This window comes from Streptomyces sp. TBY4 (assembly GCF_024213195.1).
In the GTDB taxonomy this organism is placed as follows: Bacteria; Actinomycetota; Actinomycetes; order Streptomycetales; family Streptomycetaceae; genus Streptomyces.
This window is the reverse complement of the sequence record NZ_JANAVF010000001.1, coordinates 750,865-765,288: the sequence shown is the minus strand read 5'-3', so window position 1 is coordinate 765,288 and position 14,424 is coordinate 750,865. Positions and strand designations below refer to the sequence as shown.

Genomic DNA, 14,424 nt, shown 5'->3' with positions numbered 1-14,424 from the left:
GGCCCACCCGAAGCCGGACACCCGCCCGACACAGCGCCGGTCGGCGAAGGCTCGGCTAGGGTGAATCGGAAGGAACAGGGCCCCCCGGGGTGAGGTCGGCGCAGTGGACACCTACCAGGAGACGAGCGAGGTACCGGACCAGCCGGTGGCTGCTGTCGGGTACGCGGGCGTGCTGAGCGAGCTGCTGCCGATCGCCCTGTGGCGGGAGGACGCCGACGGGATCGTCGTCGAGTGGTCGCTGGCGGCCCAGGACCTGCTGGGCCACCGCCCCGAGGACATCCTCGGCCGGCCGGGCTCCGACGTGCTCGTCCCCGACGCCAACCACGAGCTCGCCGACCAGCTGACCTGCCGGGTCCAGGCCGGGGAGACGGTCGTCGGCACGCTGCCGGTGCGCCACCGCGACGGCCACCAGGTCCCGATGGAGATGTGGATCCTGCCCGCCCCCGATCCGCAGGGGCGCACCGGGTCCCTGCTCATCGCCGTGGAGACCTCCGAGGTCCTGCTGATGCGCGATTCGCTCGCCGCCCTGCAGAGCCTGTTCACCCAGTCGCCGATCGGGCTCGGCACCCTCGGCCCCGACCTGCGCTTCCTGCGCGTCAACGACGCCCTCGCCCGGATGAACGGGGTGTCCGCCGCCGAGCACGTCGGCAAACGGCTCACCGAGGTCGTGCCCGGGGTCAACGCCCTCGACCTCGAACGGCTCATGGGCAAAGTGCTGGAATGCGGCTCCGCCGTCGTGGACGTCCGCCGCACCGGCCGCACCCCCGCCGACCCCGACCACGACCGGACCTGGTCCTGCTCCTACGCCCCGCTGCTGGACGGCTCCGGGCGGCGGCTCGGCCTGATCGCCTCCCTCATCGACATCACCGACGGGCAGCGCGCCCAGGCGGAGGCGGAGCGGGCGCGCAGCAGGTTCGCCCTCCTCGCCGAGGCCGGTACCCGCATCGGCACCACGCTGGACCTGGGGCAGACGGCCCAGGAGATCGTGGAGGTGCTGGTACCGCGGCTCGCGGACTCGGCCGACGTGCAGCTCCTGGAAGCCGTGCTGGATCCGGACGAGGCCGGCGCGTCCACCCGGGGCGTCCTGCGCCGGCTGGCCGCCCTCTTCCCCGACCCGGGCGCCCCCACCTCCAAGCTGGTCGCCGGGCAGACCTTCCAGATCCCGGCGCACACCGCCTACGAGCAGGTCATCACCGAGGGCCAGCCCATGAACCTGTTCACGGCCGACATCCCGGCCCTGATCAAGGATCCGCGCGCGGCCGCGCTCCGCGCCTACCTGGCCACCCTCGGCTGCGCCCGGATGGTCCCGCTGGTGGCCCGCGGGCAGGTGCTCGGGGTGGTGGTGGTGACCCGGGTGCGCGGGCGCGACCCCTTCGACCACGAGGACTTCGAGCTCATCGACGAGGTGGTGGCCCGGGCGGCCCTGAACATCGACAACGCCCGGATGTACACCACCCAGCGCGCGGCCGCGCTTACCCTGCAGCGCAGTCTGAGCAACAACGCGCTGCCCGAGGTCGCCGGACTGGAGCTGACCGGCCGCTACCTGCCGGCCAGTGACCACGACGTCGGCGGCGACTGGTTCGACGTGATCGAGCTGCCGGACGGCCGGACCGGTCTGGTCATCGGCGACGTGATGGGCCACGGCATCCACGCGGCCGCGGTCATGGGCCAACTGCGCACCGCGGTACGGACCCTGGCGCGGCAGCAGGTGACCCCGGAGCAGATGCTCCGCTCGCTGGACGCGGTGGTGGCCGACCTCGGCGAGGACGAGATGGCCACGTGCGTCTACGCCGTCCACGACCCGGTGACGGGCGCCTGCGTCATCGCCCGGGCCGGCCACCCGCCGCCGGCGGTGGTCGCGGCCGACGGGGCCGTGACCTTCCTGGACGGCCCGCCGGGGACCCCGCTCGGCACGGGCGGACGGGAGTTCCGCACGGAGGAGGTCCGGCTCGGCCCGGGCAGCCTCCTCGTGCTCTACACGGACGGCCTCATCGAGTCCCGGGAACGGGACCTGGACGAGGGGATGGCCGGGCTGGCGGGCGCCCTGAGGGGTGCGGGGGAGCCGCTGGAGGCGCTGTGCGACGCGATCCTGGAACGCCTCCTCCCGGAGGCCCCGCAGGACGACGTGGCGGTGCTGCTGGCCCGGACCGTGAAGGAATGAATGCACTAGTGCAATAATGTTTTGTGTCTAGTGCAGAGGTGGTCTATCTTCTCTCCCATGTCTGCCAAAGCGCCGTCCCCCATCACCCTCACCGGCCGCCACGTCCGCCTGGAGCCGCTGACCCGGAGCCACCTCCCCGACCTGTACGCGGCCGGCGGCGGCGACGAGGAGGTCTGGCGGTGGGTGGGCGGCACGCCGCGGACCCCGGAGGAGCTGGGCGCCACCCTCGACGCCCTGCTGGCCGACGCGGAGCGCGGCGCGTACGTCCCCTTCGCCGTCGTCCACCTCGACAGCGGCCGGGCCGTCGGCTGGACCACGTACATGGACATCGACGCGGAGAACGAACGCCTGGAGATCGGCTGGACCTGGTACGGGCGCGCCCACTGGCGCAGCGCCGTCAACACCGAGTCCAAACTGCTCCTGCTCACCCACGCCTTCGAGGACCTGGGCATGGGCCGGGTCCAGCTCAAGACGGACCACCTCAACACCCGCTCCCAGGCCGCGATCGCCCGCCTCGGCGCACAGCGCGAAGGCGTCCTGCGCCGCCACCGCCGCCGCCAGGACGGCACCTGGCGCGACACCGTGTACTTCTCCCTGCTGGCGGACGAATGGCCGCAGGCGAAGGACCGGCTGGCCGCCCGGCTCTGAGCGGCCGTCCGCCCTGCTCCGAGCGGCCGTCCGCCTACCAGGCCAGGTCCTCCAGGGCCTCCAGGTCCACGACGGACGGGGGCGTCGGCTCGGCCGCGCCCGTCAGGGGGAGCTCCGCCCAGATCACCTTGCCGCGGTCCGTGTAGCGGGTGCCCCAGCGCTCCGCGTACTGGGCGACGAGGAACAGGCCGCGCCCGCCCTCGTCGGTCGTGGCCGCGTAGCGCAGGTGCGGCGAGGTGCTGCTGCCGTCGGAGATCTCGCAGATCAGGGTGCGGTCGCGGAGCAGCCGGACCCGGATCGGCGGGGTCCCGTACCGGATGGCATTGGTGATCAGCTCGCTGAGGATGAGCTCGGCGGTGAAGGTGACGTCCCCCAGCCCCCAGTCGGTGAGCTGCGCGGAGCCCGCCCGGCGGACCCGGGACACGTCCGAGGGGTCCGGGAGCACCTCCCACTCCGCGATCCGGTCGGCCGGGAGCCGCCGGGCGTCGGCGATGAGCAGGGCGATGTCATCGCTCGGCGACGGGAACAGCAGGGAGGCCAGTACGTCGGCGCAGGCCTGGTCGGGGCTGCGGTCCGGCCGGGACAGGGCCTCGGTCAGCATGCCCAGGCCGGTGTCGAAGTCCCGGTCGCGGTCCTCCAGCAGCCCGTCGGTGAACAGCACGAGCCGGGTCGCCTCGGGCAGCCGCAGCTCCACGGCCTCGAAGGGCATCCCGCCGACGCCCAGCGGCAGCCCGATCGGCAGCTCGGGGTACTCCACCCGCCCGTCGGGCATGACCAGGGCCGGGCCGGGATGGCCGGCGCTGGCCATGGCGCAGTGCCCGGACACCGGGTCGTACACCGCGTAGAGGCAGGTGGCGCCGGTGACGCCCGAGGACTCGCCGCCCTCCCCGCAGCCCCCGTCCCCCGAGGACTCGTCCTGGTCGATCCGGTCGATCAGCTCGTCGAGGTGGCCCAGCAGCTCGTCGGGCGGCAGGTCCAGGGTGGAGAAGTTGTGCACGGCCGTCCGCAGCCGGCCCATCGTGGCGGCCGCGTGCACCCCGTGCCCCACCACGTCGCCGACGACCAGCGCGACCCGGGCCCCGGCGAGCGGGATCACGTCGAACCAGTCCCCGCCGACCCCGGCCTTCGCCGGCAGGTACCGGAAGGCCACGTCCACGGCGCTCAGATCGGGCAGCACCCGCGGCAGCAGGCTGCGCTGCAGGGTCACCGCGACCGCGTGCTCGCGCGTGAAGCGGCGGGCGTTGTCGATGGAGACCGCGGCCCGCGCCGCCAGCTCCTCGGCGAAGGACAGGTCCTCCTCGTCGAAGGGCTCGGGGGTGTCGGCCCGCCAGAAGTTGGCCATGCCGAGGACCACCCCGCGGGCCTGCAGCGGTACGGAGATCAGCGAGTGCAGCCCGTAGTCCAGGGCCACCCGGGTGCCGTCGTGGTCCTGGGCCCGCCAGCCGAAGGCGGCGGTCAGATCGGCCGCGAGCACCGCCCGTCCGGCGTCCAGGGCCGTCGCCATCGGCGCGGTCGGCACCACGAAGCGGATGACGTCGCCCACCGGCTGGAGCGGGGAGTCGACGCGGATCCCGCTGATGGCGGCCCGGCGCATCTCGGTGTGCGCACCGCCCCCGGGCTCCTCGCCGCGCAGCACCGGCTCCAGCAGCTCGACGGTGACGAAGTCCGCGAACCGGGGCACCGCGACCTCGGAGAGCTCCTCGGCGGTGCGCACCACGTCCAGGGTGGTCCCGATGCGCACACCGGCGTCGTAGAGCAGCTGGAGGCGGTCCCGGGCGACCGCGGCCCGGCCGGAGAGCGCGGCGAGCTCGGTCGAGTCGCGCAGGGTGGTCACGGTGCCGGTCGGGCGGCCCCCGTAGGGCTTGGTGGGCCGGACGTTCACGGCGAGCAGTCGGTCGCCCGCCCGGTGGACCTCGTCGGTGGCGACCCGCCCCGAGGCCAGCAGCGCGGCCGTGGCCGGATCGAGGCCGAGCTCGCCCACGTGCCGCCGCTCGGCGTCGGCGGGCAGGTCCAGGAGGCGGCGGGCCTCGTCGTTGGCGAGCAGCAGCCGGCCGTCGGCGTCGATGATCAGGACGCCCTCGCGGACGGCGTGCAGAACCGCTTCGTGGTGTTCGTTCATCCGGGTCATCTCGGCCTCGCCGAGGCCCCGGGTCTGGCGCCGCAGCCGGCGGCTGACGAGGGCCGCGCCGCCGGTGCCGAGGAGCAGGGCGCCGGTGGCCGCGCCGAGGAGCAGGGGCAGCTGTCCCTCGACCACCTCGCCGACGTTCCCGACCTCGATGCCGGTGGCGACGAGGCCGACCACCGTGCCCGCGGAGTCCCGTACGGGCACCACGGCGCGGACCACGTCGCTGGGCTTGCCCTGGAAGGTCTCCGTGAAGGCCTGTCCGGCCGCGGCCCGGGAGAGGTCGCCGGTGGCGCGGCGGCCGATCAGCTCGGGGCGGGAGTCGGTGTACCGGATCCCGTCGGTGGTCATGACGGCGATGAAATCGACCCCCGAAGCCTTGCGGGCGCCCTCGGCCAGCGGCTGGAGCACGGCGGTGGGGTCGGCGGACTCCAGGGCCGCCGGCAGGCCGGGAGCGTGCGCGAAGGCCTCGGCGGCGGCGAGGGAGCGGTTGCGGGCGTCGCGCTGGCTGTCGTACCGGGCCTGGAAGAACAGGGCCGTGGCGGCGGCGGTGATCAGCACCAGCACGAGGACGGCCTGCAGGGCGAACACCTGGCCGGCGACGCTGCGGGCACCGAGCGAGAGGTGCGCGAAGAATCCGTGGCCGGTTCCCGGTCCTTCGCCGGTTCCCGGTCCGTGTCCGGGCCCGCTTCCGGGTGGGGACCCGTCCTCGGGCGGGGGCCTGTCCTCGGGCGCTCCGTCGGAGCCCCTGGCTAGGCCAAAACGTCCGGTCATGAGCCCTTTCTAACACTGTCGGCGTGGTTTGGGGGAGGCCCCGGGGCTCCTGGTGCGGCAGCGGCCGCACGGTACGCACGGGGACTCGTGCCGACGTACGAGGTGAAGTGCTGCCGGAAGGTGACCTCGCTGGCGAATCCGGCCCGCCGGGCCACCTCGGTGACCGGATGGTCGGTGCGCTCCAGCAGTTTGCGCGCCTCGTCCAGACGGTGGCCCAGGAGCCACTTGTGCGGGGTGGTGCCGGTCGCCGCGGCGAAGTGCCGGGCGAAGGACCGCGGCGACATCCCGGCCCACCGGGCCAGGGTCGCCACGTCCAGCGCCTCGTGCAGCCGCCCGAGCGCCCGCTCCCGTACGAGGGCCAGCGCCTCGGCGGTCCGGTCGGCGAGCGGGGTCGGGCGGTCCAGGTACTGGGCGTGCCCGCCCGTGCGGAAGGGGCCCGTCACCATCGAGCGGGCGATCGCGGCGGCCGCCTCGGAGCCGTGCGCCTCCCGGACCAGGTGCAGGCAGAGGTCGATGCCGGAGGCGACCCCGGCGGAGGTCCACAGCCCGTCGTCCCCGACGTAGAGCGGGGCCTCCTCGACGCGCACGGCGGGGTACCGGCCGGCCAGCGCCGGGGCCAGGGACCAGTGGGTCACGGCCCTGCGGCCGGCCAGCAGCCCGGCCTCGGCGAGGATGAAGGCGCCGGCGCACAGGGCGGCCACCGGGATGCCCCGCGCGTGCGCGTCCCGCAGGGCGGCGAGGACCGGCTCGGGCGTCGGGTCACAGGGCCGGTCCAGCGCGGGGACCACGACGAGGTCGGCGCGGGCGAGCCAGTCGAGCCCGCGGTCCGGCATCAGGGACAGTCCGCCGGGGAGCGGGATCGGGCCGGGGTCGAGGGCGCACCGGCGCAGCTCGAAGGGCGGTACCCCGCGGTGGCCGCGGTCGTGCCCCCAGACCTCGGTGATGACGGCCAGGTCGAAAGCGCGAATGCCGGGCTGGGCCACGATCGCGACGCGGTGCATGGCCGTGAGTCTGCCACGGGGACCCGGCCGAGGGGGAGGGCCGAGCCCCCTGCGGATGCCGCCGCGAGGCCCCCGAGCTGGGGCGGAGCCCACCCATGGGTCTTCCTGGGCCCGGACTGCCACGGTGGCAGGATCCCATCGGTTCGGAGCCCGGGCGGTACTGGTCCGAGGGGGTGGGGCCGCCCAGGATGAGGGCATGACGAACGAGATCGCCGCCAACAGTGCCCTGCTGGTCATCGATGTCCAGCAGGGCTTCGACGACCCCGCGTTCTGGGGACCGCGCAACAACCCGGCCGCCGAGGCCAACATCGCCGCGCTGATGGACGCCTGGCAGGAGACCGGCCGCCCGATCGTGCTCGTGCAGCACGCCTCCCGGACCCCCGGCTCCGTCCTCGCGCCGGACCGGCCGGGGTACGCCCTCAAGGACTTCGTCGCCGAGCGGGCCGGCCGGGCCGCCCTGCACGTCACCAAGTCCGTCAACTCCTCCTTCTACGGCACCCCGGACCTCGCCGACTGGCTCACTGCGCAGGGCGTCGGACAGCTCGTCATCACCGGGATCCAGACGAACATGTGCGTGGAGACCACGGCCCGGATGGCCGGGAACCTGGGCTACGAGGTCCTCGTGCCGCTCGATGCCACCCACACCTTCGACCTGGCTGCCGGACCGGGCCCGGACGCACCCCGCCTGACGGCCGACCAGCTCGCCACCGCCACGGCGGTCAACCTCCAGGGCGGCGACTTCGCCCGGATCGTCACGACCGAGGAGCTCGTCACCGCGGCCCGCACCGCCGCGCCGTCCCTGGCCCGGCCCTGACCCGACGGCGGGCGAGCCCTGCGGGGCGAAGTCCCCTACCCGCCCTTCCACCGTTCCCCGGGCTGCGCCCGGACCCGTACGTGCGCTTCGCGCCCGTGCCCTCAACCGCCGGGCGGGCTGGATAAATCCAGCCCGCCCGGCGTTTGAGGGCACGGGGTCCGGGGCGGAGCCCCGGGGAACGGGCGAAGGGCGGGTAGGGGACATGCCCCGCAGGGCCGCATGGGCCCGACCCGCCCCGGGAACGCCGGCGGCCCGGACCCCCCGTCAGGGGGTCCGGGCCGCCGGAAGGGGCGGACGCCGTCCTCAGAGGACGTCGGCCGCGATGTTCTCCGCCACCCGCTCCAGCAGCGGCCCCGCATTCGGGATGCTCACCGCCGGGTCCGGCTCCAGATCCGTGAGCGGGTAGGCCCGCTGGATCCCGGCCGCCGACAGCGCCTCCTGCGTGAGCAGCAGGCGGCCGCAGACCGCGACGACCGGCTTGCCGGCCGCGCGAGCCGCCGCCGCGACACCGGCCGGAGCCTTGCCGTGGAGGGTCTGCTCGTCCAGCGAACCCTCACCGGTGATGACCAGCGTGGCCCGCTCCAGCGCCGGCGCGAAGCCGAGCACTTCCAGCATCAGTTCGATGCCGGGACGGAACGAGGCACCGAGCAGCAGGGCCCCGTAGCCGATGCCGCCCGCCCCGCCCGCGCCGGGCGACACGGCCGCCTCGGCGGCCAGGGAGCCGATCGACTTCTCCAGGACCACCGCGAAGTGCGCCAGCGCCGCGTCCAGCGTCGCCACGTCCTCGGGCGACGCCCCCTTCTGCGGACCGTAGACCGCTGCGCAGCCCTTCGGACCCGTCAGAGGGTTGTCCACGTCGCTCGCCAGGACGAAGTCGATCTCCTTGATGCGGGGGTCGATGCCCGACAGGTCGGCCGAGGCCAGCCCGGCCAGCGCGCCGCCGCCCGGACCGACGGGTTCACCGTTCGCATCCAGGAACACCGCGCCCAGCGCGGCCAGCATGCCCGCACCGCCGTCGGTGGTGGCGCTGCCGCCCACACCGAAGACGATCGAGCGTGCTCCCGCGTCGAGTGCGGCCTTCAGCAGTTCGCCGGAGCCGTAGGTGGTCGCCGTCAGCGGGGCGAAGACACCCGCCGGCAGCAGCTGGAGCCCGGAGGCCTCCGCCATCTCGACCACCGCGGTGCCCTCGCGCAGGGCGAAAGCGGCCGTGACCTGGTCACCGAGCGGTCCGGTGACCCGTACCTCCCGGCGTTCGAAACCGGCCGCCACGGCGGCCGCGACCGTACCGTCGCCGCCGTCCGCGACGGGGAGGGTCTCGATCTCCACGCCCGGTACGGCCTTGCGAAGGCCGGCCGTCACCCGCTCCGCGACCTGAACGGCCGTGAGCGAGCCCTTGAATTTGTCCGCGGCGATGAGCACGCGCGCGGTCTCAGTTACTGCTCCGTCCGTCACCTTGCTAATCCCTTGCTATCGAACAGTGCAGTCGCGCCACCCATGAGCCTATCCGGAGGATCCTCCTATGCCCATGGGTGGCCTGGGCCACATGCGGCGCGGCATACCCCTAAATAGGGATATACGCCTGCATAGTGTGGCCGCATGAGCACGGATTCACTGGAACAGCCACGTCCGGATTCCCCAGGTGGCGGGTCCGCGGGCCCCGTCGAGGGCCCTGACGGCACTCCCGACCACGCCGTCGTCACCATCGGAGTGATCTCCGTCCTGGCCGTGGTCGCCTGGGCGGCCCTCGGCAAGAGTTCCTTCGACTCGGCGTCGAGCAGCGCCCTGGCCTGGGTGCTGAGCAACTTCGCGTGGCTCTTCGTGATCGCCGCCGATGTGTTCCTCGTCATGTGCGTCGTGCTCGCGATCAGCCGCTTCGGCCGGATCCGCCTCGGCAAGGACGATTCGGATCCCGAGTTCACGAACCTCGCGTGGATCGCGATGATGTTCAGCGCCGGCATGGGGATCGGGCTCATGTTCTACGGGGTGGGCGAGCCGCTCACCCACTACCTGAATCCGCCCCCGGCCTCCGGCGCGGCCCCCGGCACCGGAGACTCCGCCCGCGCCGCGCTCGACTACTCCTTCTTCCACTGGACCCTCACCCCCTGGGCGATCTACGGCATCGCCGGCCTCGCGCTCGCCTACGCGACCTTCCGCAAGGGCCGCGGCAACCGCCTCAGCTCCGCCTTCGTCCCCCTCATGGGCGAGGAGCGGGCCAACGGCTGGCCCGGCAAGGCCATCGACCTGCTCGCCGTCTTCGCGACCGTCTTCGGCACCGCCACCAGCCTCGGCCTCGGCGCCCTCCAGGTGTCCAAGGGCCTCAACATCACCACCGGCATCGAGGACTCGACCACCGTCGAGCTGATCATCATCGTCTCCCTCTCCGCCGCCTTCGTGCTCTCCGCCTTCTCCGGCCTGCACAAGGGCGTCAAATGGCTCAGCACGATCAACATCGTGCTCGCCGCGGCCCTGATGGCCTTCGTGTTCGTCCTCGGCCCGACCGTCTACGTCCTCGACGTGATCCCGGCGAGCATCGGCAGCTACCTGCACGAACTGCTCCCGATGGCCACCCGCACCGGCGCCTTCACCGACAGCGAGTGGCTCGGCGCGTGGACGATCTTCTACTGGGCCTGGTGGCTCTCCTGGGCCCCCTTCGTCGGCACCTTCATCGCCCGCATCTCGCGCGGCCGCACCATCCGCGAGTTCCTCATCGGCGTGCTCCTGGTGCCCAGCGGCGCCACCGTCGTCTGGTTCTGCGTCATGGGCGGCACCGCGATCCGCCTCGACTCCACCGGCGTCGCCGACATGGCCGCCAAGGCCAAGGAGGGCACCGAGGCCACGCTCTTCGCGATGCTCGACGCGCTCCCGCTCGGCACGGTCACCTCGTGGATCGCGATGCTCCTGGTGATGACGTACTTCGTCACCAGCGCCGACTCCGCCTCCCTCGTCATGGGCTCCCTCACCAGCCGCGGCTCCCTGCACCCGCCGACCTGGCTCGTCGTCACCTGGGGCGTGCTGATGGCGGCGGTGGCCGCCGTGCTCCTCGTCGCGGGCGGCCTGAAGTCCCTCCAGACGGCCACCATCCTGGTCGCACTGCCCTTCGTGGTGGTGATGCTGATCCTCTGCTGGGCCCTGGTGAAGGAGCTGCGGGAGGACCCGGGCGCGGGCCCCGTCCGCCACCACGCCCTCCACGGACTCCGGGACGCCGTCAAGGCCATGGTCGGCGACGCCATCACCGAACAGGGCCCCGCCCGCCACCCGCGCCTGCGCCGCGTGGCGGAGTCGAGGAACCGCGACCGCGAGGACGGCACCGGCTCCGGGGGCGGTTCCACCCCGGACGCCTGATCCCCACGGGCCCGGGGCGGCTGGGTAGGGTGGCGCGGGTGACCACCACGGATGACTACGCCACCTACATCGCGAGCCTGCCCCGGGTACTGGCCGGAGCCGCCGCCCTCTTCCGGGACGCCGGGGGCCGGGTGCTCCTCGTCGAGCCCAACTACCGGGAGGGCTGGGCCCTGCCGGGCGGCACCATCGAGTCGGACTCGGGGGAGTCCCCGCGCACGGCCGCCCGCCGGGAGAGCGCCGAGGAGATCGGCATCGACGTACCGCTCGGCCGGCTGCTCGCCGTCGACTGGTCCACCGGCGAGGGCCGGCCCCCGCTCGTCGCGTACCTCTACGACGGCGGCGTGCTCGACGCCGCGCAGCTCGCCTCCATCAAGCTCCAGGAGGAGGAGCTGCTCTCGTGGAAGCTGGTGGACGAGGCCGAGTTGACGGACCATCTGCTCGGCTCCCTGGGTCCGCGCACGGTGGAGGCGTGCCGGATCCTGCGGACCGGCGAGGGCACCGCCGAGCTGGAGAACGGCCGCAGGCCGCAGGCCTCGTAGCCCCTGCCGCTTGTTATTCCGTGCCTACACCGAGCAGGACAGAATTCAGCAGATGATCACGATGTACGCCTGGCCCAGTACCGCGGACGGGCCCGACGCCCTGCCCATGGTCCACTTCACCACCGACCAGCAGGAGAGCGGCGAGGTCACCCCGGAGGGGGTGCCGGTCTGGATGTTCGACACCGCGATCCGGGACGGCGGCTGGGCGCAGTTCACCGACTTCGAGGCCTGGTCCGTGCCGGCCGAGGGCTGGCAGGCCTTCTACCGCCGCGAGGACGACGTCCTCGCCGTCACCGGCCCCGGCTCCTGCGAAGGCTGGTACCAGGGCGGCCTCGGCGCCGACGCCGACTGGGTGGGAGCGGCCGCCACCCAGCAGAGCGTGGTCCTGCTGGCGGCCCCCGTCCAGCACCCGTCCCTGTACGGCTACGCGGTCGAGGCCGGCGCCGCCTTCGCCCTGCTGGTCCCGCTGGTGGTCATCTAGTGCTGACATACTCCGCGCCGTGACGACTGACCACGGCTCCGGCCCGACGTTGACCACGGGCGAGGGCGACACCGAGCTCGACGACCGGCTGACCGGGGAACTCATCGCCTTCAACACGGCCGCCACCGGCGTGTCCGACCGCGGCACGTTCTCGGTCAAGGTCACCGATGAGGCGGGCGAACTGGTCGGCGGACTGTCCGCGTGGACCTGGGGCGCTCTGTGCGGCATCGACCTGCTCTGGGTGCGCGACGACAGCCGCAAGGACGGCTGGGGCGGCAGGATCCTGCGGGCAGCGGAGACGGAGGCGCGACGACGCGGCTGCGATCGTGTTGCCGTCTCCTCCTACACCTTCCAGGCGCCCGGCTTCTACGAACGCCATGGCTATGTGGAAGCCGCCCGGATCCCGGGGATCCACGGGGTGCACGCGGACGTGCACCTCCTCAAGCAGCTCACCGAGCCGTAGGTCGTGCCCTAGAGCTGCCCGGCGCCCGATTCGAAGGCCAGGAGGCGGACCTTGCGGTCGATGCCGCCGCCGTAGCCGGTCATGGAGCCGGACGCCCCGATGACGCGGTGGCAGGGCACGATGATGCCGACCGGGTTCTTCCCGTTGGCCAGCCCCACCGCGCGCGAGGCGTTCGGCTTGCCGAGCTTCGCGGCCAGCTCCCCGTAGGACCAGGTCTGCCCGTAGGGGATCCGTACGAGCTGCTCCCACACGCTGCGCTGGAACTCGGTGCCCTCCAGCCGGACCGGAAGGTCGAAGGTGGTGAGCTCCCCGGCGAAGTACGCGGTCAGCTGCCGCACCACCTCAGGGAAGGGGGCCTCGCCGGCGGCGACCCGCTCCCCGAAGGACTCCTCGGCGGGACGGTGGCGCTGCCCGGTCATGTAGAGGCCGCAGAGGACCCCGCCGTCGGCGACGAGGGTGAGCGGCCCGTAGGGGCTGTCCACGACGGTGTGCTGCCTGGTGCTGCTGCTCATGACGGCTCGTGCTCCTCGGAAGTCGGTGTGGGTGTCGCTGTCGGTGTCGCTGTCGGCGGGGTCAGGCGGGCAGGACGTTGATCGGATGGTCCTCGGTGGCCCACAGGTACTGCACGGCGTACGCGCGCCAGGGCCGCCAGTGCGCCGCGCGGGCCGTCAGCGCCGCGGGCGTGGACGGCAGCCCGAGCGAGGTCGCGGCCCGCCGGATCCCCAGGTCGGCCGGAATGAAGGCGTCCGGGTCCCCCAGGGCCCGCATCGCGATGATCTCGGTGGTCCACGGCCCGAAGCCGGGCAGCGCGCCCAGCCTCGCGCGGGCCGCCTCCCAGTCGCTGTCGATGCCGAGCGGGAGCGAGCCGTCGGCGAGGGCGGAGACGAGCGTGGTGAAGGTGGTCCGCCGGCTGCGCGGCAGGGCCAGCGCCTCGGGGTCCATCCCCGCGAGCGCCTGCGAGGTGGGGAACAGGTGCGTCAGCCCGCCCTCGGGGTCGGGGTCGGTCACCGGCTCGCCGAGGGCCCGTACGAGGCGGGCCGCGTGCGTGCGCGCCGCCGCGGTGGACACCTGCTGGCCGAGCACGGCCCGTACGGCGAACTCCTCCGCGTCGACCGTACGCGGCACCCGGCGGCCCGGAGCCTTGGCCACGAGGGGCGCCAGCAGCGGGTCGGAGCTCAGCTGCTCGTCGACGGCCTCCGGGTCCGCGTCGAGGTCCAGCAGCCGGCGGCAGCGGCTGATGGCGATGGTGAGGTCGCGCAGGTCGGTGAGGGCGAGCCGGCAGCCGATGTGGTCGGGCCGCGGGGTCAGGGCGACGACGCCGGTGCCGTACGGGAGCCGCAGCGTGCGGCGGTAGGCGCCGGCCCGCCACTCCTCGACCCCGGGCACGGCGGTCGCGGCGAGGTGGCCGAAGAGGTTGTCCGGGGTGAGCGGGGCCCGGAAGGGGAGCCGCAGGCTGATGGTGCCGGGCACCTGTGCGGGTCCGGGGCCCGGGACGGCCCCCCGGCCGGCGGCCCGCGCCCGGAGCTCGCTCGGGGCCAGCGCGAAGACCTCGCGGACGGTGTCGTTGAAGGTCCGGATCGAGGAGAACCCGGCGGCGAAGGCGATGTCGCCCATCGGGAGCCCGGAGGTCTCGATCAGCAGCCGGGCGGTCTGCGCGCGCTGGGCCCGGGCGAGGGCGAGCGGCCCGGCGCCGAGCTCGGCACCGAGCTGGCGCTCCACCTGGCGGGCGGAGTACCCGAGCCGGGAGGCCAGCCCCGGGACCCCCTCCCGGTCGACCACCCCGTCCTGGATGAGGCGCATGGCGCGGGCGACGGCGTCGGCACGGGCGTTCCACTCGGGGGAGCCGGGGGAGGTGTCGGGCCGGCACCGCTTGCAGGCCCGGTACCCGTTCTGCTGGCAGGCGGCGGCGCTGGGCAGGAAGGTCATGTTCTCGACCTTGGGCGGTACGGCGGGGCAGCTGGGCCGGCAGTAGATCCCGGTGGTCCGCACGGCGGTGAAGAACCACCCGTCGAACCGCGCGTCCTTCGACTGGACGGCCCGAACGCAACGCTCCGTATCGGTGTACATGGCTCCATCCTC

At 73.7% G+C, this 14,424-nt stretch carries 12 protein-coding genes; 7 read left to right on the top strand and 5 right to left on the bottom strand.

Annotation, left to right across the window (positions count from 1 at the left end; all coding sequences use genetic code 11):
* The first annotated feature begins 103 nt into the window (after positions 1–103).
* A complete protein-coding gene (locus tag NLX94_RS03575; protein WP_254381058.1) occupies positions 104–2,161 on the top strand; it encodes a SpoIIE family protein phosphatase in 2,058 nt (685 codons plus the stop codon).
* 57 nt (positions 2,162–2,218) lie between these two features.
* Positions 2,219–2,809, top strand: coding sequence for a GNAT family N-acetyltransferase (locus NLX94_RS03570; RefSeq protein WP_254381057.1), 591 nt, complete (start codon positions 2,219–2,221; stop codon positions 2,807–2,809).
* Positions 2,810–2,843: 34 nt separating this feature from the next.
* Here the strand turns inward: NLX94_RS03570 and NLX94_RS03565 are convergent, their stop codons facing one another.
* Both NLX94_RS03565 and NLX94_RS03560 read right to left on the bottom strand, forming a co-directional pair.
* Positions 2,844–5,705: a SpoIIE family protein phosphatase gene (locus tag NLX94_RS03565; protein ID WP_254381056.1), complete on the bottom strand. Its 2,862-nt coding sequence runs from the start codon at positions 5,703–5,705 to the stop codon at positions 2,844–2,846.
* Positions 5,702–6,706 carry a GlxA family transcriptional regulator gene (locus tag NLX94_RS03560; protein WP_254381055.1) on the bottom strand — a complete coding sequence of 335 codons (1,005 nt, stop codon included), beginning with the start codon at positions 6,704–6,706 and terminating at the stop codon, positions 5,702–5,704. Before NLX94_RS03560 ends, NLX94_RS03565 begins: the two co-directional genes overlap by 4 nt.
* A 196-nt stretch (positions 6,707–6,902) precedes the next feature.
* Here NLX94_RS03560 and NLX94_RS03555 point away from each other — a divergent pair, with 196 nt between their 5' ends.
* Positions 6,903–7,520 carry a cysteine hydrolase family protein gene (locus NLX94_RS03555; protein WP_254381054.1) on the top strand — a complete coding sequence of 206 codons (618 nt, stop codon included), beginning with the start codon at positions 6,903–6,905 and terminating at the stop codon, positions 7,518–7,520.
* Positions 7,521–7,823: 303 nt separating this feature from the next.
* Here the strand turns inward: NLX94_RS03555 and NLX94_RS03550 are convergent, their stop codons facing one another.
* Positions 7,824–8,972, bottom strand: coding sequence for a glycerate kinase (locus NLX94_RS03550; RefSeq protein WP_254381053.1), 1,149 nt, complete (start codon positions 8,970–8,972; stop codon positions 7,824–7,826).
* A gap of 144 nt (positions 8,973–9,116) precedes the next feature.
* On the opposite strand from NLX94_RS03550, the gene NLX94_RS03545 reads away from it, so the two are divergent.
* From NLX94_RS03545 to NLX94_RS03530, 4 genes are read left to right on the top strand one after another with little or no spacing between them, the layout of a single operon-like run.
* Positions 9,117–10,862, top strand: coding sequence for a BCCT family transporter (locus tag NLX94_RS03545; RefSeq protein WP_254381052.1), 1,746 nt, complete (start codon positions 9,117–9,119; stop codon positions 10,860–10,862).
* 38 nt (positions 10,863–10,900) lie between these two features.
* On the top strand, positions 10,901–11,401 hold the full coding sequence (locus NLX94_RS03540) for an NUDIX hydrolase (protein WP_254381051.1): 501 nt from the start codon (positions 10,901–10,903) through the stop codon (positions 11,399–11,401).
* Positions 11,402–11,453: 52 nt separating this feature from the next.
* Positions 11,454–11,882: a hypothetical protein gene (locus tag NLX94_RS03535; protein ID WP_254381050.1), complete on the top strand. Its 429-nt coding sequence runs from the start codon at positions 11,454–11,456 to the stop codon at positions 11,880–11,882.
* Between the two features lie 19 nt (positions 11,883–11,901).
* Positions 11,902–12,345 carry a GNAT family N-acetyltransferase gene (locus tag NLX94_RS03530; protein WP_254381049.1) on the top strand — a complete coding sequence of 148 codons (444 nt, stop codon included), beginning with the start codon at positions 11,902–11,904 and terminating at the stop codon, positions 12,343–12,345.
* Positions 12,346–12,353: 8 nt separating this feature from the next.
* Here the strand turns inward: NLX94_RS03530 and NLX94_RS03525 are convergent, their stop codons facing one another.
* Positions 12,354–12,857: a methylated-DNA--[protein]-cysteine S-methyltransferase gene (locus NLX94_RS03525; RefSeq protein WP_254381048.1), complete on the bottom strand. Its 504-nt coding sequence runs from the start codon at positions 12,855–12,857 to the stop codon at positions 12,354–12,356.
* A gap of 61 nt (positions 12,858–12,918) precedes the next feature.
* Positions 12,919–14,412: an AlkA N-terminal domain-containing protein gene (locus NLX94_RS03520; RefSeq protein WP_254381047.1), complete on the bottom strand. Its 1,494-nt coding sequence runs from the start codon at positions 14,410–14,412 to the stop codon at positions 12,919–12,921.
* Between the last annotated feature and the right edge of the window lie 12 nt (positions 14,413–14,424).

What these genes read in the sequence shown, in the direction of transcription:
- NLX94_RS03525 (WP_254381048.1), bottom strand. Translation starts at nt 12,857, where the DNA reads ATGAGCAGCAGCACCAGGCAGCACACCGTCGTGGACAGCCCCTACGGG.
- NLX94_RS03535 (WP_254381050.1), top strand. Translation starts at nt 11,454, where the DNA reads ATGATCACGATGTACGCCTGGCCCAGTACCGCGGACGGGCCCGACGCC.
- NLX94_RS03545 (WP_254381052.1), top strand. Translation starts at nt 9,117, where the DNA reads ATGAGCACGGATTCACTGGAACAGCCACGTCCGGATTCCCCAGGTGGC.
- NLX94_RS03565 (WP_254381056.1), bottom strand. Translation starts at nt 5,705, where the DNA reads ATGACCGGACGTTTTGGCCTAGCCAGGGGCTCCGACGGAGCGCCCGAG.
- NLX94_RS03555 (WP_254381054.1), top strand. Translation starts at nt 6,903, where the DNA reads ATGACGAACGAGATCGCCGCCAACAGTGCCCTGCTGGTCATCGATGTC.
- NLX94_RS03570 (WP_254381057.1), top strand. Translation starts at nt 2,219, where the DNA reads ATGTCTGCCAAAGCGCCGTCCCCCATCACCCTCACCGGCCGCCACGTC.
- NLX94_RS03520 (WP_254381047.1), bottom strand. Translation starts at nt 14,412, where the DNA reads ATGTACACCGATACGGAGCGTTGCGTTCGGGCCGTCCAGTCGAAGGAC.
- NLX94_RS03560 (WP_254381055.1), bottom strand. Translation starts at nt 6,706, where the DNA reads ATGCACCGCGTCGCGATCGTGGCCCAGCCCGGCATTCGCGCTTTCGAC.